This window comes from Ralstonia pickettii (assembly GCF_016466415.2).
GTDB lineage: Bacteria > Pseudomonadota > Gammaproteobacteria > Burkholderiales > Burkholderiaceae > Ralstonia > Ralstonia pickettii.
Genome location: NZ_CP066771.1, coordinates 170,374 through 189,253 on the forward strand (window position 1 = coordinate 170,374; position 18,880 = coordinate 189,253).

Annotated in this window: 18 protein-coding genes; 8 read left to right on the plus strand and 10 right to left on the minus strand. The window is 64.9% G+C overall.

Annotation, left to right across the window (positions count from 1 at the left end):
* Positions 1–30: 30 nt before the first annotated feature.
* From RP6297_RS00760 to RP6297_RS00775, 4 genes are all read right to left on the minus strand, one after another.
* On the minus strand, positions 31–663 hold the full coding sequence (locus tag RP6297_RS00760; RefSeq protein WP_037027780.1) for a response regulator: 633 nt from the start codon (positions 661–663) through the stop codon (positions 31–33).
* Positions 664–972: 309 nt separating this feature from the next.
* On the minus strand, positions 973–1,398 hold the full coding sequence (locus tag RP6297_RS00765) for a hypothetical protein (RefSeq protein ID WP_037027782.1): 426 nt from the start codon (positions 1,396–1,398) through the stop codon (positions 973–975).
* A 240-nt stretch (positions 1,399–1,638) separates the two neighbouring features.
* Positions 1,639–4,356 (minus strand): methionine synthase, encoded by a 2,718-nt coding sequence (metH, locus tag RP6297_RS00770; RefSeq protein WP_037027783.1) that lies wholly within the window; start codon positions 4,354–4,356, stop codon positions 1,639–1,641.
* A 50-nt stretch (positions 4,357–4,406) separates the two neighbouring features.
* On the minus strand, positions 4,407–5,447 hold the full coding sequence (locus RP6297_RS00775) for a homocysteine S-methyltransferase family protein (RefSeq protein WP_037027784.1): 1,041 nt from the start codon (positions 5,445–5,447) through the stop codon (positions 4,407–4,409).
* A 153-nt stretch (positions 5,448–5,600) separates the two neighbouring features.
* On the opposite strand from RP6297_RS00775, the gene RP6297_RS00780 reads away from it, so the two are divergent.
* Complete coding sequence (locus tag RP6297_RS00780) at positions 5,601–5,993, plus strand: rhodanese-like domain-containing protein (RefSeq protein ID WP_037027786.1); 393 nt, start codon at positions 5,601–5,603, stop codon at positions 5,991–5,993.
* A 112-nt stretch (positions 5,994–6,105) separates the two neighbouring features.
* On the opposite strand, the gene RP6297_RS00785 is transcribed toward RP6297_RS00780, so the two are convergent.
* The 4 genes from RP6297_RS00785 to RP6297_RS00800 all read right to left on the minus strand — a co-directional run bounded on the left by RP6297_RS00785 (position 6,106) and on the right by RP6297_RS00800 (position 9,495).
* A complete protein-coding gene (locus RP6297_RS00785; RefSeq protein WP_012760982.1) occupies positions 6,106–6,363 on the minus strand; it encodes a BTH_I0359 family protein in 258 nt (85 codons plus the stop codon).
* Positions 6,364–6,682: 319 nt separating this feature from the next.
* The gene (gene pcaD / locus RP6297_RS00790) at positions 6,683–7,522 is read right to left on the minus strand and encodes a 3-oxoadipate enol-lactonase (RefSeq protein ID WP_037027788.1); all 840 of its coding nucleotides are present in this window, start codon (positions 7,520–7,522) and stop codon (positions 6,683–6,685) included.
* Between the two features lies 1 nt (position 7,523).
* Positions 7,524–8,657, minus strand: coding sequence for a DUF3108 domain-containing protein (locus RP6297_RS00795; protein ID WP_037027791.1), 1,134 nt, complete (start codon positions 8,655–8,657; stop codon positions 7,524–7,526).
* Positions 8,623–9,495, minus strand: a complete 873-nt coding sequence (locus tag RP6297_RS00800) for an IclR family transcriptional regulator (RefSeq protein WP_037027794.1) — start codon at positions 9,493–9,495, stop codon at positions 8,623–8,625. The genes RP6297_RS00795 and RP6297_RS00800 overlap by 35 nt, the downstream gene beginning before the upstream one ends.
* Before the next feature lie 82 nt (positions 9,496–9,577).
* Between RP6297_RS00800 and RP6297_RS00805 the strand changes: the two genes are divergently transcribed.
* The gene (locus RP6297_RS00805; protein ID WP_037027795.1) at positions 9,578–10,570 is read left to right on the plus strand and encodes a fumarylacetoacetate hydrolase family protein; all 993 of its coding nucleotides are present in this window, start codon (positions 9,578–9,580) and stop codon (positions 10,568–10,570) included.
* A 9-nt stretch (positions 10,571–10,579) separates the two neighbouring features.
* Here the strand turns inward: RP6297_RS00805 and RP6297_RS00810 are convergent, their stop codons facing one another.
* Positions 10,580–11,488, minus strand: coding sequence for an IclR family transcriptional regulator (locus RP6297_RS00810; protein ID WP_037027796.1), 909 nt, complete (start codon positions 11,486–11,488; stop codon positions 10,580–10,582).
* A 105-nt stretch (positions 11,489–11,593) separates the two neighbouring features.
* Here RP6297_RS00810 and RP6297_RS00815 point away from each other — a divergent pair, with 105 nt between their 5' ends.
* From RP6297_RS00815 to RP6297_RS00835, 5 genes are all read left to right on the plus strand, one after another.
* Entirely contained in the window at positions 11,594–12,598 is a 1,005-nt protein-coding gene (locus RP6297_RS00815) for an LLM class flavin-dependent oxidoreductase (protein WP_037027798.1), read from the plus strand.
* 84 nt (positions 12,599–12,682) lie between these two features.
* The gene (locus RP6297_RS00820) at positions 12,683–13,846 is read left to right on the plus strand and encodes an ABC transporter substrate-binding protein (RefSeq protein ID WP_037027799.1); all 1,164 of its coding nucleotides are present in this window, start codon (positions 12,683–12,685) and stop codon (positions 13,844–13,846) included.
* Between the two features lie 68 nt (positions 13,847–13,914).
* A complete protein-coding gene (locus RP6297_RS00825) occupies positions 13,915–14,733 on the plus strand; it encodes an enoyl-CoA hydratase/isomerase family protein (RefSeq protein WP_037027801.1) in 819 nt (272 codons plus the stop codon).
* A gap of 56 nt (positions 14,734–14,789) precedes the next feature.
* Positions 14,790–15,677 carry a PhaM family polyhydroxyalkanoate granule multifunctional regulatory protein gene (locus RP6297_RS00830; RefSeq protein ID WP_012760991.1) on the plus strand — a complete coding sequence of 296 codons (888 nt, stop codon included), beginning with the start codon at positions 14,790–14,792 and terminating at the stop codon, positions 15,675–15,677.
* 3 nt (positions 15,678–15,680) lie between these two features.
* Complete coding sequence (locus RP6297_RS00835) at positions 15,681–16,865, plus strand: patatin-like phospholipase family protein (protein ID WP_172506162.1); 1,185 nt, start codon at positions 15,681–15,683, stop codon at positions 16,863–16,865.
* Here the strand turns inward: RP6297_RS00835 and RP6297_RS00840 are convergent, their stop codons facing one another.
* Positions 16,866–17,561: a glutathione peroxidase gene (locus RP6297_RS00840; protein WP_037027803.1), complete on the minus strand. Its 696-nt coding sequence runs from the start codon at positions 17,559–17,561 to the stop codon at positions 16,866–16,868.
* A gap of 405 nt (positions 17,562–17,966) precedes the next feature.
* Here RP6297_RS00840 and RP6297_RS00845 point away from each other — a divergent pair, with 405 nt between their 5' ends.
* Positions 17,967–18,821, plus strand: a complete 855-nt coding sequence (locus RP6297_RS00845) for a ferritin (RefSeq protein ID WP_004633768.1) — start codon at positions 17,967–17,969, stop codon at positions 18,819–18,821.
* The last annotated feature ends 59 nt before the right edge of the window (positions 18,822–18,880 follow it).

An 18,880-nucleotide genomic window follows, 5' to 3' on the forward strand; every position in this document is an offset into this window, starting at 1 on the left:
CGCCAAGGGGTTTTGGCACCCCACCGCATGCTACTCAACCAGGCCGTTCTTGATGGCGTAATACGTCAGATCGGCATTGGATTTCATGCCCATCTTTTCCAGAATCCGCGTGCGGTACGTGCTGACCGTCTTGACGCTCAGGAACAACTCTTCCGCGATGACCGATACCGATTGCCCGCGCGCCAGCTTGCAGAAGATCTGGAATTCGCGCTTGGACAGCGTCTGGTGCAGCGGCTGGTCGGTCGGTTTTTCCAGGCCGCCAATCAGCAGTTCGGCCACGGTCGGGCTGACGTAGCGACGGCCTTGCGACACGGTGCGGATGGCCTTGACCAGCTCGTCCGGCGCGCTTTCCTTGGTCAGATAGCCCGAGGCACCTGCGCGGATGAGATTAATGGCGTACTGGTCTTCCGGGAAGGTCGACAGGATCAGCACCGGCAGATCCGGATGGCGCTGGCGAGCCAGCTTGAGGGTGTCTATGCCGTTGCGATCGGGCATGGAAATGTCGAGCACCACGACGTCAAAGGCCCCGGTGCGGAGTTGCTCCATCACCTCTTCCCCGCTGGCCGCTTCCCCCGCGACTTCGATGTCCCGCTCTTCGGACAGAAACTGTCGAAGGCCGGCGCGGACGATCTCGTGGTCGTCCGCAATCAGGACGCGAATCATGCTGCTCCTTATGAGCGCGCTGGGCGGATTGCCCGACTCCGTGCGCTGCGCTTGTTGGTTCGATACGACAGCAATTGTATCGGACTGTTGCGCCAAAACGGGGCCCCTCTTGCTGGCGGTTTGAGAAGGCGTTGTCTGCGTTTCCATAAGAGACCTCGGGAATGTGCATGAATCGCAACATGTCGATGCCTCCCAACCAGCAATCGGCGTGCCTGAGCGCGTGCGGCCAAAGAAAACGGGGCGGAAGAGTTCCGCCCCGAGGGTAGCCGGAATTGCCGGGCGGCCCCGGCTTTTCCGCGCAGTGACGTGTTACTTCGTCTGGGTCGTGGCGGCGGCGTTCGCGCCTGCGTCGGCGCTCAGGCCGGCGCCGGTGTCAGCCTTTGCGGCCTTGCCCGACTTCTCGGCCGACTTTTCCGTCTTGCTGACCGACTTGCCGACCTTGTCTGCGGTCTTGTCGACGCCGGCTTCCGTCTTCGCCTTGTGCTCGTGCGCGGCCTTGGCGCCGTGCTCAGCCTTGGTGTTCAGTTGGCTCTTGGCGGACTCGGTGTCCAGCTTGGCGCCGCCGTCCGACTTCGCATCGGCCTTCAGGCCCACGCCGGCATTGCCTTGCGCGGGCGCCACGGCCGCAGTGCCGTTGCTTTGCAGCGATGCGCCGGCCGACGGGGTTTGTGCGTTGGCGTAGGCCGAAGCAGCAGCAATAGCGATGGCGGACAGGGAGATCAGCAGCTTGTTCATGGAGAGACTCCTTTCATTCTGAACTGCCACGCGAGGAATTCGTCGCGGCATCACTCCGTGTGTGTTGAGTGAATGCGTTCAGTCTATGGAGTCGTGCCGGTTACGACTGTTAGGGGGTGTAAGCCTTTGTAATGTAAGGAACGCCCCTCTTGAAACCCCAGCAAAGCCAATGTTTGCAAGGGTTTGCGGACGTAAGACACGGTGTGGATCACGCCATGTCTTAAACGTCTTGTCACAGAATCAGAGATTCGGGGCGAGGGCGCGCTCCACAAAGGCGCGGTCTTCGCCGCTGCGGGCGATCATGTCGTCCACCTGATCCTGGCCGATCTTGCCGAGCGTGAAGTACGTGCTGGCCGGATGCGACAGGTAAAAGCCCGAGACGGACGCGGCGGGCGTCATCGCCAGCGCTTCGGTCAGGTCCATGCCGATCTCCTGCGCGTCGAGCACGCGGAACATGTCGCGCTTGACGGTGTGCTCCGGGCAGGCCGGGTAGCCGGGCGCGGGGCGGATGCCCTTGTATTCCTCGCGGATGAGCGCATCGTTGTCGAGCGTCTCATCCGGTGCGTAGCCCCACAAGTCGCGACGCACGCGGGCGTGCAGGCACTCGGCAAAGGCTTCGGCAAAGCGGTCGGCCAGCGCCTTGAGCATGATCGCGCTGTAGTCGTCGTTGTCGGCTTCGAACTGCTTCTCGCGCTTTTCCACCCCGATGCCGCCCGTTACGGCAAACAGGCCGATGTAGTCGGCAATGCCGGTGTCCTTGGGCGCGATGAAATCCGCCAGGCAGCGGTTCGGGCGCATCACGCCATCGATGATCGGGCGCTCGCTCTGCTGGCGGATGTTGCGCCAGGTGAGCGCGACTTCCGAGCGCGATTCGTCGGTGTAAATCTCGATGTCGTCGTCGTTGACGGTGTTGGCCGGCAGCAGCGCGATCACGCCATTGGCCGTCAGCCAGCGCCCGGCGATCAGGCGCGCGAGCATGCTCTTGCCGTCGGAGAACACCTTGCGGGCCGATTCGCCGACGATCTCGTCGTTGAGGATGTCCGGGAATTTGCCGGCCAGGTCCCACGTCTGGAAGAACGGGCCCCAGTCGATGTACTGCGCGAGTTCGTTCAGATCGTAGTTGCGGAACACGCGGCGGCCGATGAACTTCGGCTTGGGCGGCGTGTAGTTGCTCCAGTCGATCTTCGTCTTGTTAGCGCGCGCGGCGGCCAGCGACACCATCGGCGTGGCCTTCTTGTTGGCGTGCTGCGTGCGGATGCGGTCGTAGTCGGCGTGCAGTTCTTCGACGTAGCGCGCGGCGCCTTCGTCGGACAGCAGGCTCGACGCCACGCTCACTGAGCGCGAGGCGTCCGGCACGTAAACCACCGGCCCTTCGTAATTCGGGGCGATCTTCACGGCGGTATGCACGCGGCTCGTCGTCGCGCCACCGATCAGCAGCGGGATTTTCTTCACGCGGAAGTACTCGTCGCGCTGCATTTCCGACGCCACGTAGGCCATTTCTTCGAGCGACGGCGTAATCAGGCCCGACAGGCCGATGATGTCCGCGCCTTCCACCTTCGCCTTGGCCAGGATGTCGTTGCACGGGACCATCACGCCCATGTTCACGACTTCGAAGTTGTTGCACTGGAGCACGACGGTGACGATGTTCTTGCCGATGTCGTGCACGTCGCCCTTGACCGTGGCGATGACGATCTTGCCGCGCGAGCGCACGTCGCCGCCGGCCGCGGCAATCTTGCGCTTCTCTTCTTCGATGAACGGAATCAGGTGGGCCACCGCCTGCTTCATCACGCGGGCGGATTTCACCACCTGCGGCAGGAACATCTTCCCGGCGCCGAAGAGGTCACCGACGATGTTCATGCCGTCCATCAGCGGGCCTTCGATGACCTGGATCGGGCGGCCGCCGGCGGCAAAGATCTTCTGGCGGACTTCTTCAGTGTCTTCGACCACGTAGTCGGTGATGCCGTGCACGAGCGCGTGGGCCAGCCGCTTTTCCACGGGCTCCTGGCGCCAGGCGAGGTTTTCTTCGCGCTTTGTGCCGCCGCCCTTGTAGCGGTCTGCAATTTCCAGCAGGCGGTCGGTGGCGTCGGGGCGGCGGTTTAGCACCACGTCTTCCACGCGCTCGCGCAGCTCGGGGTCGAGGTTCTCGTACACGCCAAGCTGCCCGGCGTTGACGATGCCCATGTCCATGCCCGCCTGAATCGCGTAGTACAGGAACACGGTATGGATCGCCTCGCGCACCACGTCGTTGCCGCGGAACGAGAACGACACGTTCGACACGCCACCGCTCACCTTCGCGTACGGCAGGTTCTGCTTGATCCAGCGCGTGGCTTCGATGAAGTCCACGGCATAGTTGTTGTGCTCTTCGATCCCAGTGGCCACCGCAAAGATGTTCGGGTCGAAGATGATGTCTTCGGGCGCGAAGCCGACCTTGTTGACCAGGAAGTCGTAGCTGCGCTTGCAGATCTCGGTCTTGCGGGCAAACGTGTCGGCCTGGCCTTGCTCGTCAAACGCCATCACCACGGCGGCCGCGCCGTAGCGCTTGATGAGCTTGGCATGGTGCGCAAACTGTTCTTCACCCTCCTTGAGCGAGATCGAGTTGACGATCGCCTTGCCCTGCACGCACTTCAGGCCTGCCTCGATCACCTCCCACTTGGACGAGTCGATCATGATCGGCACCCGCGCGATGTCGGGCTCCGAGGCGATCAGATTCAGGAAGCGCACCATCGCCGCCTGGGAATCGAGCATCGCCTCGTCCATGTTGATGTCGATGACCTGCGCGCCGTTTTCGACCTGCTGGCGCGCCACGGCCAGCGCCTCGTCGAACTGGCTGTTCAGGATCATGCGCGCGAACGCCTTGGACCCGGTGACGTTGGTGCGCTCGCCGACGTTGACGAACAGCGTGCTCTCGCCGATGTTGAACGGCTCGAGGCCGGAAAGGCGCATGGGGTGGTCGGTCATGATCGTTTGATGCGAATGGGGACGGCGGTGTACGGGCGTGGGGCCTGTGCTCAGGCGGCTTCTTGGTATTGGCCGGGCCAAGCGCGCGGTTTGCGATTCGCCACGCGCTCGGCAATCGCCTTGATGTGCTCCGGCGTGGTGCCGCAGCAACCGCCCACCAGATTCACCAGGCCGGCCGAGGCAAACTCGTCGACCAGGCTGGAAGTAACGTCAGGCGTTTCATCGAAACCCGTGTCGCTCATCGGGTTGGGCAGGCCGGCATTCGGGTAGCATGAGACGGCCGTATCGCAGATCTTCGCCAGTTCGGCAATGTACGGACGCATCAACGCCGCACCCAGCGCGCAGTTCAGGCCGAAGGTGATCGGCTTGGCGTGGCGCAGGCTGTTCCAGAAGGCTTCGACGGTTTGGCCAGAGAGGATGCGGCCCGAGGCGTCGGTGACGGTGCCGGAGATCATCACGGGCACGCGCTCGCCGGTGTCTTCGAAAAGCTGATCGATGGCGAACAGCGCCGCCTTGGCGTTGAGCGTGTCGAAGATGGTCTCGACCAGGAACACGTCCGCGCCGCCTTCGAGCAGCGCCTTACCCTGCTCGTAATACGCATCGCGCAGTTGGTCGAAGCTGACGTTGCGGGCGCCCGGGTCGTTCACGTCGGGCGAGATGCTCGCGGTCTTTGGCGTCGGCCCAAAGGCGCCGGCGACGAAGCGCGGCTTGTCGGGCGTGCTGTATTTGTCGCAGGCCTCGCGTGCGAGGCGGGCGGCCACGACGTTCATCTCGTAAGCCAGCTCCGCCATCTTGTAGTCTTCCTGCGCGATGGTCGTCGCACCGAAGGTGTTGGTTTCGATCAGGTCGGCGCCAGCCGCGAGATACTGCTCGTGGATTTCACGGATGACGTCGGGGCGGGTGAGCAGCAACAGCTCGTTGTTGCCCTTTACATCGATCGGATGGTCGGCAAATCGCTCGCCACGGTACTGCGCCTCATTCAGCTTGTAGCGCTGGATCATGGTGCCCATTGCGCCGTCCAGGATCAGGATGCGCTCGCGCAGCAGCGCGGGCAGGTTGGCGGCACGGGTGTAGGGCAGGGGCGCGGTCATGGGGTGGGACTCCGGGGTGCGGCGGCCGGTCGAATATTCAGAATTTGCGGCCAAAGCGGAATTTTACCAGTCGCATCAATGACTTGCCGCCGTTGCGGGCAATCGCGCTTCTATAATCGACATCACGCCAATTGCTCTGCTCTGACGCCCGCCATGCAACTGCTCGACCCCACAGACGCCCAGGCGTTCCTGCAGCGTACGCCTGCCGCCCTCTTTATCGACTGCCGCAGCGAGATGGAACACCTTTTCGTGGGGCATCCGGCCGGCGCGCACCACGTCTCCTGGAATGACGGCCCGCACTGGGAAGTGAACCCGGAGTTCGTGCCGACCGTACGCAAATTGACCGGCCACGGCATCGAGCGGCCGATCGTGCTGATCTGCCGGAGCGGCAATCGCTCCGCGGCCGCTGCGCACGCGCTGGAAGAAGCCGGGTTCCGCGATGTCTACGTCGTGCGCCACGGCTTCGAAGGCGATTTGGACGGCACGCGCCATCGCAACACCCTCAATGGCTGGCGTCATGCCGGTCTCCCGTGGGAGCAGTGCTAGAGAGAAACTATCGGCCCGATAGTCGGTCGGCAAATGAATAACGCCCGGCAGCGCCAAGCTCCGGGCGTTTTTTCATGGTTGTTCCAGCGGGCAGTCTGACCCGCGAAGTGCCTCAGTGCATCGTGACCGGCTGCGTCATCACCGTGTCGAATTTGCCCAGGAAATCATCGACTTCTTCAACGGTCGGTTCGCTGGCGATGAGCTTCTTCACGTCTTCGCGGAAATGCTCGGCCAACTCGCCGCCAAGGAAGATTTCACGTTTGAGGTTCTTGTCGACGATCTCGTAGCCGCCCGCGGCAAGCATGGCGTGTTGGCCGTCTACACCGAACTCGACAACACAGTAGTTGTCGCTGTTGTAGATCATCTGCATGGTGCACCTCCGAGGCGTCAATCGTCTTGCTGTTGTGGGGACTGCTCTACTGCTGCACCGGGTAGATGGGGCCCACCATGATGACTTCAAGGGCCGATCAACTCCCGCCTCATGATCGTGCTGCCCCATCTGTTCCTTGGGCTTCATGATCGGTCACAAAGTTCGCAAACGCGAGGCGAAATGTGTGACGTGCGTTGGGATCGCGTAACAATATCTTTCCGGGCCTGCCCCGAAAGGAGCAAACGGGCTTCCGCCATTCGGCCAGTGGACAACGGGCGGTGTGCGGGGCGCTTGCAACTATCGGCAAGGCAAGCAGGCCTCATGGCGTGTCACCCTGGCTCTCGCATCCCGCGTGCCCGAGGAACTCATCCAGATCGGCGAGAAAGGCCTCCTCCTGTTCGATAGGGGCCAGGTGCGCCGCATGCGGAATCACTTTCAAACGGGCGTCGGGAATGTGCGAGGCGATTTCGCGCGCTGTTTCTACAGGCGCGCCGGTGTCTTGCTGGCCGGTCATGACAAGCGTCGGGCAGGCGATGCGCGCCAGCGCGCTGCGTGTGTCGAGCGCCTTGATGGCCAGGCACGCACCGACATAGCCGTGGGGCGGCGTGGCGCGCAGCAATGCACGAATCCGTTCGACAACATCGGGATGCGCTTCCCGGAACGGCGTAGTCAGCCAGCGCTGCATCGTGGGTTCCACGATGCCGCTCATGCCGTGTGCTTCGACCTGGCCAATGCGTTCATCCCACATTGGGTGCGCCGATATGGGCGTGTGGCACACGGTGTCGCACAGGGTGAGCGACAGCAGCCGCTGCGCGTGCCGTACGCCCAGAACCTGCCCGACCATGCCGCCCATCGACAGGCCCACGAAATGCACCTGTCCGATCGATAGCGCATCGAGCAGGCCGGCGACATCGTCCGCCATCTGGAACAGCGTGTAGGGGCCATGTGGGGCACTGGTCTGGCCGTGGCCGCGTGCGTCGTAGCGGAGGACCCGATAGCGGCCTGCCAGGCGTTGGGCGGTGTTGTCCCACAACCGGTGGTCGACGCCCAGCGCGTGCGCGAGCACCACCCAGGGGCCGTCCGTGCCGTCGGTGCGGTAGTGGATGTCGATGTCGTTGGCGCGCACCGTGCCGGCGGCGGAGAGGGCGTTTGCGTCCATGTCAGCCTCCTTCCTGGGACTGATAGACCAGATCGAACTGCATGCCGTTGGGCTCGGTCTGGCGCAGGCGTACCGGCAGCCAGCCGCGATCGGGGGACAGCCAGATCTCTACACGCCGTTTGTCATCCGCGCGGCGCGGCAGCCGTATGAAGTGCTGCGCACGAATCGTGCCGTTCGGCGTGTCGATAGTGTCCTCGCCGATGTGCTGGACGCGGGCGATTTCCACGCTATCGGTATCGGCGATCGGAAATTCCAGCGTGAGACCGGGACTGGCGATGCGCTCGGGGCCGCCGCGGGCCAATCCCGTCAATTGCAGAAAGACGCTGAAGCGGTCTTGTGTGCCCTCCGGCAACGGAAGCACGGCCGGCGTTCGTGTAAAAGTGACTGTGGATGCGCTCTGCACGCCCGACGCGGGTGCCGATTCGGTCGCGTAGTGGAACGTGGTGACGTCGGGCTGCCTGCGGCCGCGCACTTCTTCATAGCGTGTAGGAGTCAGGCCATAGTCGCCGACGGTGCCCGCGCTGCGAAAGGCCAGTGTGCCGAAGAACAACGGCAACGGAATTTCCACGGCGAGCGTGTAAGTTTTGCCGTCGGTGGCCCAGCGGATCACACCGTCTTCGTTGCGCACGCCGTTGACGTAAGTGGCGTATCGCAGCGTGGCCGAGGGTGGCAGCGAAAAGCCCTCGCCGGACGGTGCTGGGGGGCCACCCGGGCCGTCGCCGCTGAGATCTCTGGCCATGCCGGTATCGCCGGAGGCTTGTGCGCCAGCGCTGGTGAACTCGGACGGGTCCATGCTTGCGAGGTCGGGCGCCGGCGCAGGTGTCGGCGCCGGCGCGGGTGCGGCCGGATGGGGCACATGCGGTACAGCCGGCCGTGGCGTGGGCGTGGCCGGGGGCGGGGGCGGCTGTACAGGCTCAGGGAGCAGCAACAGCGCGGGGATGATCTGTTCCGGCGCGGGCGGCCACGTCACCTGACGACTGCGCGCAACCCACACGACCGCAACGACATGCAGCACAAGCACGGCCAACAGCACCACCCCGAGACGGCCAAGCCGATGGAAGCGACGCCTGCGGGGTTGCACGGGGTCGCTACTCAGTTCGTCAGGATTGCGGGGCGGTGGGAGCAACGTATCCAAGATCGGCGGAAAGCTGTTGTGCGGCCAGCCGCAAGCGCCGCTCCAGCGGGCTGCTCCAGCTGGTGTCGAAGGTGCTTTGTGCGCCCAAGGCGATCAGCACCAGACACAATTGGCCGTTGGCGTCGAACACCGGCAGCGACATCGCGTTGATGCCGGGCAGCACGCCACCGTGGATGCGCGAGGCGCCGTGCTGGCGCACGTCTGCGCAGATGGCGTCGTAGGCTTCGAGTGTTCGCGGCAGCTCGGGGTTCTCGGAGTCGGCGGACTCACCCTTGGCCGCAATGCGATCGAGTTCGCGCTGGATGAACGAGCGCGTCTGCGCGCGCGGCAAGTACGCGCCGAACACGCGGCCGGTTGCCGAGTTCAGCATCGGCATCACGTCGCCCAGGCGCAGGCTGACCGTTACCGGATGGCTGGCTTCTTCCCAATGGACGATGGCCGGGCCCTGATTGCCCCAAACGGCCAGGCCGATGGTGTGATCGATCTCGTCGCGCAGCGCGGCGGCGGCGGGCCGGGCGCGGCGCATCGGATCTTGCCGGTTCAGGCTCAAGAGCCCCATTTCCAGCGCGAAAGGCCCGAGGTCGTAACGGCCTTCAGGCGTTTGCGTGACCAGCCCCAGCCGCGCAAAGCTCACCAGGTAACGGTGCGCCTTGGCGGGGTTCATGGGCGCGGCACGAGCGAGGTCGCGCAGCATCATCGGGCCGTTGGTGTGCGTGAGCACTTCCAGCAACCGGAAGCCGACTTCGATGGACTGGATACCCGAGCGTGCGGGCGCATCCAATTCACTATCGGCATCGGGCTCCAGATCGAGATCGGCGTCGGCGGGCAGCGGTGGCATGGTCAGGGGCGATGGATCGGTTCGGGCCAGTTTAGCCGATGCTCGGTGTACCATCCGCGAAGCCTTTTTTCATACAACGCACATGAAACTCGCCACCCTCAAGGATGGCTCGCGCGACGGCCAACTGGCCGTGGTCTCGCGCGACCTGAAGACCGCTCACTTCGCCACGCACATCGCCGGTACGCTGCAGCGCGCGCTGGACGACTGGGCTTTCCACGCGCCGCAGTTGCAGGATCTGTATGACCAGCTCAACGCGGGCCGCGCACGCCACCCGTTTGCGTTCGACGCTGCCAACTGCATGGCCCCGCTGCCCCGAGCGTATCAGTGGGCCGACGGCTCGGCCTATGTGAACCACGTTGAACTGGTGCGCAAGGCGCGCGGTGCCGAGATGCCCCCCGAGTTCTGGACCGACCCGCTGATGTACCAGGGCGGGTCGGACGACCTGGCCGGCGCGCACGACCCGATCGTCTGCCGTAGCGAAGCGTTCGGCATCGATTTCGAAGCCGAGGTGGCCGTCATCACCGGCGACGTGCCGATGGGCACCGAGCCGGCCGCCGCTGCCGAGGGCATCCGCCTGATCGTGCTCGCCAACGATGTGTCGCTGCGCAATCTGATTCCCGCGGAGCTGGGCAAGGGTTTCGGCTTCTTTCAGAGCAAGCCGGCCACGTCGTTCTCGCCCGTGGCCGTCACGCCCGATGAATTGGGCGACGCCTGGCGCGAACGCAAGGTGCACCTGCCAATGACGGTGCGCTGGAACAACAAGAAAGTTGGCCAGCCCGAGTGCGGCACCGATATGGTGTTCGACTTCGGCCAGCTGATCGCGCATATCTGCAAGACGCGCAACGTGCGCGCGGGCAGCATCGTCGGCTCCGGCACGATTTCGAACGTGGACCGCAGCAAGGGGTACGCGTGCATTGCCGAGAAACGCATGCTGGAAACCCTCGAATCCGGGGCGCCCGTCACCGAATACATGCGCTACGGCGACACCGTGAAGATCGAGATGTTCGACGCCAACGGCGTGTCGATTTTCGGGGCGATCGACCAGGAAGTGGTTGCGCCGGGCACGCAGGCGTAAGGCTTTGCCTTACGCGGATTCGGGCGCCGTCCGCGGACGGCGCCCCCGTTTTGGCGCAGCGGCACCAGCCGTCAGGGCCTGCCCGTGATACCCCAGGCGCAGCGACAGCGTCCGCCCGGCCTCGCGCAACAGCCGCGCGGCGGGCCCTTCCAGGCTCGAATCAAACACGCTGGACAAGCCCAGCGCCGTGATCGCCCCGGCCAGCTTGCCCTGGGAATCGAGCACCGGCACGGCCACTGAATCGATGCCGTGCACCAATGTCCCGCCGATGCGCGCGACGCCCTCCTGCCGCACCGCCTGCCAGCGCGCGCGGCAGTTCAGCCAGTCGGTCAGACCCGCCTTGCCGGCGCCGGGGCCGCGCAGCTCGCGGTCGATGAGCGAGACGATCTGGATTTCAGGCACCCACGCCGCGCACGCCTGGCCCGTCGCTGAATTCAGCAGGGGCATGACCGAGCCCACCCGCACATTGACCGCCACCGGCCGGCCGCTGTCTTCCCAGCGCACGATGACGGGCCCGCGCGCGGTCCAGATCGACAGAAACACGCTTTCGTTCAGCCGTTCGGCCAGCTTAGGCAGCAGGTTGCTGCCTTCGCGCACGAAATCCACGTCGGACAGCGCTGACAGCCCCACCTGCAAGGCCTGTGTGCCGAGCCGATAACGGGCCGAGGCTGGATCCTGCTCGACAAAACCCATGCGTTCCAGCGACACCAGATAACGGTGCACTTTCGCGCGCGGCATGCCTAGCTGGCGGCCCAGTTCTGAGACGGCGTGTGCGCCACCGGCATGCGCCATCGCCGAAAGCACGCTCAGCGCGATCTCGGCGGACTGGATGCCCGCGCTGGTGCGTTCAGGTGCGGCGTCTTCTGCGGGCAGTTCGTCGGGCGATGTGTCCGGCGGCAGGGGAGCGTCGATGGGCATCTTGATGTCTCGAGTGTCGCTTTATAAGATACGCGTTACGTAAAAAGATACAACCGGCGCGGTGGCCCTGCGCGCTGGAAAGACCTCGAAACCCCGGGAGACGCCATGAAGCTGTCGATCTTTTCCGTCCAGGACCACTACCCCGACCGGCCCCGCAGTCTGCCGCAACTCTACGCAGACGTCATCGCCCAGGCGCGCCTCGCCGAAGCGCTCGGCTACGACACCTTCTGGGTGGCCGAGCATCACTTTCACGAGTACGGCGCCGTTCCCAACCCAGCGGTCTTTCTCTCCCATCTGGCCGCGCAGACGCAACGCCTGCGGCTGGGCACGGCCATCTCGATCCTCACGTTCCATCATCCGGCCACGGTGGCCGAGAACTACGCGATGGTCGATGCGCTCTCGGGCGGGCGGCTGTCGCTGGGCGTGGGCTCCGGCTACCTCAAGCACGAGTTCGAAGGCTACGACGTCGATCCCGCCGTCAAGCGCGAGCGCTTTGATGAAGCGCTGATGCTCGTCGAGCGCTTGCTTGCAGGTGAGCGTGTGCACCACGCGGGTCAGTTCCACACGCTGCGCGACGTGCGCCTCAACGTGCTGCCGGTGCAGGCCCGCGTGCCGATCCACGTGGCGATCCTGCGGCGCGAGGCGGCGTATCACATTGGCCGGCAGGGGCGACGCATGCTGTTCGTGCCGTATGCGTCGGTCGACAGCTTCAATGACATCCGCGCGTTGATGGACGACTACCGGCGCGGCCTGGCCGAAGCAGGCATTGCCGACACGCGTGGCATGGCGGCCGTCGCGCTGCACACGCATGTGAGCCCGACCGAAGCCGCCGTGCGTGCAACGGCCGCCGACGCGTTCGACCTGTACGTTGCAACGCGTCTCTACGCGCGCCGCCAGACGTACGACGATGTGCTCCTCAGCGGCCTGTCGTTGTTCGGCACGCCCGATGCGGTGGCCGGGAAGCTCGCGCGGCTGTCCGACATGGGCGTCGACCACGTGATGGCGCTGCATAACTTTGGTCTGATGCCGCAATCCGCGGTGCTTGAATCGATGCGCGCGCTGGTCGAGGATGCGCTGCCCCGCGCCGGCATCACGGCGCTGGCTGCCTGAACCTGTCCAGCCTGGGCGACTCCGCATCGCCAAACCGCGGCAAAACCGCTACGCTCTTTGCCAAACCACGTGAGGAGACCCCCAATGCAGCGACCGAAGTGGCGGCACGCAGGCGTACTGGCTGGTCTGGCTTTGCTGTCGTCCGCCGCACTGGCGGACATCCGCGTCGGGGTCACGGTGTCGGCCACCGGGCCGCAGGCCTCGCTGGGGCAGCCCGAGAAGAACGCAACCACGCTGTGGCCAAGCGAGATTGGCGGCGAAAAGGTCGACGTGATCGTGCTTGACGATGCCTCGGACACCACGCGCGCCGTTACCAACACGCGCAAGCTGATGAGCGAGTCGAACGTTGACGTCATCGTTGGCTCTTCCACGACGCCGAATACGCTGGCGATGATCGACGCGGCGGCCGAGGGCAAGACGCCCGTGATTTCGCTGGCCTCATCCGCCCGGTTGATCGAGCCGATGGATGCCAAGCGGCGCTGGATCTTCAAGACGCCGCATTCGGACTCGCACATGGCGTCGCTGATTGCTGAGCACGCCGCAGCGCACGGCGTGAAGACCATTGCTTACATCGGCTTTGCAAATGCACTGGGCGAGGCCTTCCTGACGGAGGTGCAGCGCTTTGCCGATCTCAAGCACATCCGCGTCACCGATACCGAGCGTTTTTCGCCCACGGACAACAGCGTGACGGCGCAAGTCCTGCATCTGCTGGCCAACAAGCCCGACGCGGTGGTGATTGGCGGCTCCGGAACGCCGGCCGCGCTGCCGGCTCGCGCGCTGGCCGAGCGGGGCTACACCGGCAAGATCTACTTCAATCACGGCGTTTCCAACAACGATTTCGTCAGGCTATGCGGCAAGGACTGCGAAGCCGCCTACGTGCCGACCGGCCCCGTGATGGTCGCCGCCGAACTGGCTGATACCCACCCAGCCAAGAAGCAGGCGCTGGATTTTGCGCGCCGCTACGAGGCCGCCTTCGGCAAGGGCAGCGTGTCGATCTTCGCGGCCTACACCGGCGACATCGGCTTGCTGTTGCAGCGTGCGGTGCCGGTGGCGCTCAAGCGCGCCAAGCCTGGCACGCCGGCCTTTCGCGAGGCGCTGCGCGACGCACTGGAGCAGGTGCGCGATCTGCCTACCAGCACCGGCGTGGTGAACATGAGCCCACAAGACCACGTTGGCCTGGACCAGCGTGCCCGCGTCATGGCGCAGATCCGCCGTGGCCAATGGCACCTGGCCGATACCGCGAAGTGACGAGGGCGCACATCCCGCGTTGCATGCGCGATCTCATCCGCTATGCTTAATTCATTACCTCGGACGCCATGACCTCGCTCGCTCCCCGTTTTGCCCGCTACCAGGCGCTGACGCTCGTCCAGCACGGCCCCATCCTCGAAATCGTGATGGGTGCGGCGCAGTCGGCCAACCGCAAATTGTCCACGGCCGATGCCGGGCTGCACCGTGAGCTGGCGGAAATTTGGCGCGATGTTTCCGCCGAGCCCTCCGTGCGCGTCGCGCTCATCCGCGGTGAGGGCAAGGGCTTTTCGGCTGGCGGCGATCTGCACCTCGTCGAGCAGATGGCCGACGACTTCGAGGTGCGCACGCGCGTCTGGCACGAGGCACGCGACCTCGTCTACAACGTCATCAACTGCGACAAGCCCATTGTCAGCGCCATGCACGGCCCGGCCGTGGGCGCAGGGCTGGTAGCCGGATTGCTGGCCGATATTTCCATCGCTGCCAAGGATGCCCGCATCGTCGACGGCCACACGCGCCTGGGCGTGGCGGCGGGCGACCACGCGGCCATCGTCTGGCCGCTGTTGTGCGGCATGGCCAAGGCCAAGTACTACTTGCTGCTATGCGAGTCCATGACCGGCGAAGAGGCCGAGCGCATTGGGCTGATTTCGCTGGCCGTGCCGGAATCGGAACTCGTCAACCGCGCATTCGAGGTCGCCGAGCGCCTGGCGGCGGGTTCGCAGACGGCCATCCGGTGGACCAAGTACGCGCTGAACAATTGGCTGCGTCTGGCGGGCCCGAGTTTTGATACGTCGCTGGCGCTTGAATTCATGGGCTTTGCGGGCCCCGACGTGCGCGAGGGCATTGCGAGCCTGCGCCAGAAGCGTCCGCCCACGTTTGATGGCGCCTGATTGAAGATGAAGACACGTATGCGCGCCCGCCCCCCGACCGATTTGTAGGAGACACCATGTTCACCCAGATGCCCAATTTCGCCGAAGGCGGTTTCGATTTCCTGCGCAAGCTGTGGGGCGGCGGCTTTGCCGGGATGGCCGGTGGCGGCATGCCCAACATGGCGAGCTTTGCCGCGCCGCCGATGGACCTTGAGGAAATCGACAAGCGTATCCACGACCTGCGCGCGGTGGAGAGTTGGCTGCAACTGAACGCCAGCCTCCTGCGTACGGCAATTCAGGGCCTGGAGGTGCAGCGCGCCACGTTGGTGGCCTTGCAGACGTTCGGCTCCGCACTGTCGCCCGAGGCCATGAAGTCTGCGTTCGACGGCCTGACGCCGAGCGCGTCGTCGTCTTCTTCGTCTTCCGGCGAGGAATCCAAACCTGTCTGGCCCCACACCGCCACCACAGCCAAGCCGGACGACGAACCGCCGCCCGAAGACGAGGACGAGGCGGAAGAAGACACGGACGACGATCAGGCCGAAGCCCGCGCCGAGGCTGCCCACGCTCAGGCACAGGCCGCTGCGCAGGCGCAAGCGGCCGCACGCGCCGCCGCGGCTGCGCTGGACCCCTCGCCGTGGTGGAACATGCTGCAGCAGCAGTTCAACCAGATCGCCAGCTCCGCAGCGGCCGCCATGCCGATGCCGCAGAACCTGATGCCGGGTTTCCCCGGAGGCTTCCCCGGGTCTGGCGGCGCCCCGGGCGCGGAAGGGCTCGATGCGGCGCCGGAAGACATCGAAGAGCCGACAGCGCCGGCCCAGCCCAAGCGCGCTGCCGCCAAGGCGACGCCGAAGCCGGCCGCCAAGGCGTCTGCAGGGCGCACAGCCAAGCCGGCCACCAAGAAGACTGCTGCCAAGAAAGCGCCGGCGAAATCTGCGCCGCGCAAGCCCACCAACGACACCCCCTGATCGATGTCGACGGACTGCACTGCACTCTTGATGATGGGCGGCGGTGCGCGTGCCGCCTACCAGGTCGGAGTGCTGCGCGGCATCGCGGGGTTGGCGCGCGAGTATGCGCCGGGCGTGGCACGTACGCCGTTCGACGTCATTTGCGGGACATCGGCGGGTGCGATCAACAGTCTGGGCTTGGCCCGCGGCGCGCAGGATTTCACGCTTGCCACCGAGGCGCTCACCCAGCTCTGGGGCACCCTGCATGCCGATCGTGTCTATCGCACGGACGTCGGCCGCGTGGGCTCCAGCGGCGCGCGCTGGCTGACCGCGCTGGCGTTCGGCTGGATGACCGGCCGCACGCCGCGCGCGCTGTTCGACAATACGCCGCTGCGTGAACTGCTTGAGTCGCAACACGACGGTCAGCAGGTGCAGGCCGCATTCGATGCCGGAGCGCTGCGCGCGCTGGCCATCACCGCGCTGTCATACACCACTGGGCGCCACGTTACGTTCTATCAATCGCCGCACGTGGTACTCCCGTGGCGGCGCTCGCAGCGGATTGCGGTGTCAGACCAGATCGGCGTGTCGCACATGCTCGCGTCGTCGAGCATCCCGTTCATCTTCCCGGCCGAGCCGGTGCCGCTCGAGGGTAACGACGAATGGTTCGGCGACGGCACGATGCGCCAGATGTCGCCGTTGAGCCCGGCCATTCATTTGGGCGCGAATCGCATTCTGGTGGTGGGCGCCGCGTCTCGCTCGCAGCCGGGCTGGTACGACACGGTGCCGGCGTCCGGGTATCCGTCGCTTGCGCAGATTGCGGGGCAGGCGCTGGCAAGCATCTTCCTCGACGGGCTTTCGGCCGATATCGAGCGGTTGCAGCACGTCAACGCCATGGTGGCCCGCAACCCCGAGATTGCCGACGCGCGCGAGGGCTGGCGCAAGATCGAAGTGCTGGTGATGGCGCCGTCCGAGCGCATCGAGCTGATTGCCTCCCGCCACGTGCAGCGCCTGCCAGGCACGGTGCGCGCGCTGCTCAAGCCGCTGGGCGGCACCGAGGCGCGCGGGGCAGCATTTGCGAGCTATCTGCTCTTCGAACCCGAGTTCACGCAGGAACTGATCGACCTGGGCGAGCGCGATGTGCAGGCCCGCCGCGACGAACTGGCCGCGTTTCTGTACGGCGCGATTCCGGACACGATGCGCGCAGCCTGATCAGCGGGACGAGCGGGTCGATGGTTCAGCCAGCAGTGCGTCGATGCGTTTGATGAGCGCTGGGTCGCTCGGCTCGACACTGCTGGGGAACACTGCCGCCACGCGGCCGGTGCGGTCCAGCAGGTATTTGTGGAAGTTCCACTTGGGCGGCTGGCCCGTCTGCGTCGCGAGCCATGCATACAGCGGCGATGCGCCCGCACCCACCACTGCCGTCTTCGAGAACATCGGGAATTTCACGCCGTACGTGTTGTAGCAAAAGTCGGCGATCTGCTTGCTGTTGCCGGGTTCCTGCTGAAAGTCATTGGACGGAAAGCCCAGCACCGTCAGCCCCTTGTCGCGATACTTTGCGTACAGCGCTTCGAGCCCTTCGTACTGATGCGTGTAGCCGCAATAGCTGGCGGTGTTGACCACCAGCACGACGCGGCCGGCGTACTGGCAAAGGTCTTGCGGCGCATCGTCCTGCAGGCGCTTGACGCGAAAATTCAGGCTGGCGGGGCAGGCGCCCGTGGTGGTCGGAGTTTGTGCAGCCGGTGCGACGCCGGCCGTAACAGCATGCCCCGTGCGGGGCAGCAGCAATGCAATGACGGCAATGGCAATCGCAATGATGATCATCAGCACATGGTGCCGACGCAGCGCACCCGACGCGTGCAATTGCAGGCGTGGGCGACGCGGGGTAACGGTGGTGGGAAATAGCATGGGAAATCTCCAAAAGCGGACGCTCAGCCGGCGAACCGGAGTTTGTCTTCAGTCTAGGGTATAACGCCCCGGGGTCGCACCGGGTTAAATGTGCGGTATGCGTCGCATATCCCTCTCCGCACGGCTTGCAGCGCTTCCTATACTGAAGAACTCGCCGGGCGGTAGTCCGGTCCGACACAAAAGACGGCAGCCGACGTGCTGCCGATCACATCGCGGCGTACCGCGAGACAACGCGCGACGTTATCGCGCGTGAGGGGGTCGCCGGGCCATGTTGCAACCGTGGCCGCGGCAGGCCTGTTGTGACGAGGAAACGGGCAGACCGAGAACTTTGCTCCGGCAACCCGGAAAATCGGGGGCTGGTCAATCATGTCTGCTAGAATCCGCCTGCAAATTCAAAGGCTTACCATGCTCTATCCCGAATTGTTCAAGTCGTTGGAAGCGGTCCGCTGGAATATGGAAAAGGATATTCCGTGGGACACGTTCGATGCGTCGCTGCTGACCGACGCGCAAGCGCAGACCATCAAGATGAATGCCATCACCGAGTGGTCAGCCCTGCCGGCCACCGAGATGTTCCTGCGTGACAATCGTCACGACTCCGATTTTTCGGCGTTCATGAGCGTGTGGTTCTTTGAAGAGCAGAAGCACTCGCTGGTGCTGATGGAATATCTGCGCCGCTTCCGCCCGGACCTCGTGCCGACCGAAGAGGAGCTGCACAACGTGCGCTTCGAGTTCGATCCGGCCCCGCCGCTTGAAACGCTGATGCTCCACTTCTGCGGCGAAATCCGTCTGAACCACTGGTACCGCCGTGCCTCCGAATGGCACACCGAGCCGGTCATCAAGGCGATCTACAAGCATCTGTCGCAGGACGAAGCCCGCCACGGCGGCGCCTACCTGCGCTACATGAAGAAATACCTCGGCCAGTTCGGCGACAGCGCGCGCAGCGCATTCGCCAAGATCGGCGTGCTGATGGCTTCGGCGCGCCGCACCGAGAAGCCGCTCCACCCGACCAACCTGCACGTGAACAAGGCGCTGTTCCCGCAAGACACGGTGCAGTCGCGCCTGCCGAACCCGGACTGGCTGGAGCACTGGCTGGACGAGCAGATCAAGTTCGACGCCGGTTGGGAAAAGAAGGTCATCGAGCGCATCCTGCACAACATGGGTCTGCTGTTCGAACGCACTTTTGAGACCGTGCAAGACCTGAACCGCTACCGCAAGGAACTGAACGCGCGTCTGCTCGGCTCGGCCGAACAAGCTGCCTGATCCTTGCCACTGGCAGTGAGCGGCCCATCGATTCGATGGGCCGTTTTGTTTTTCACTCC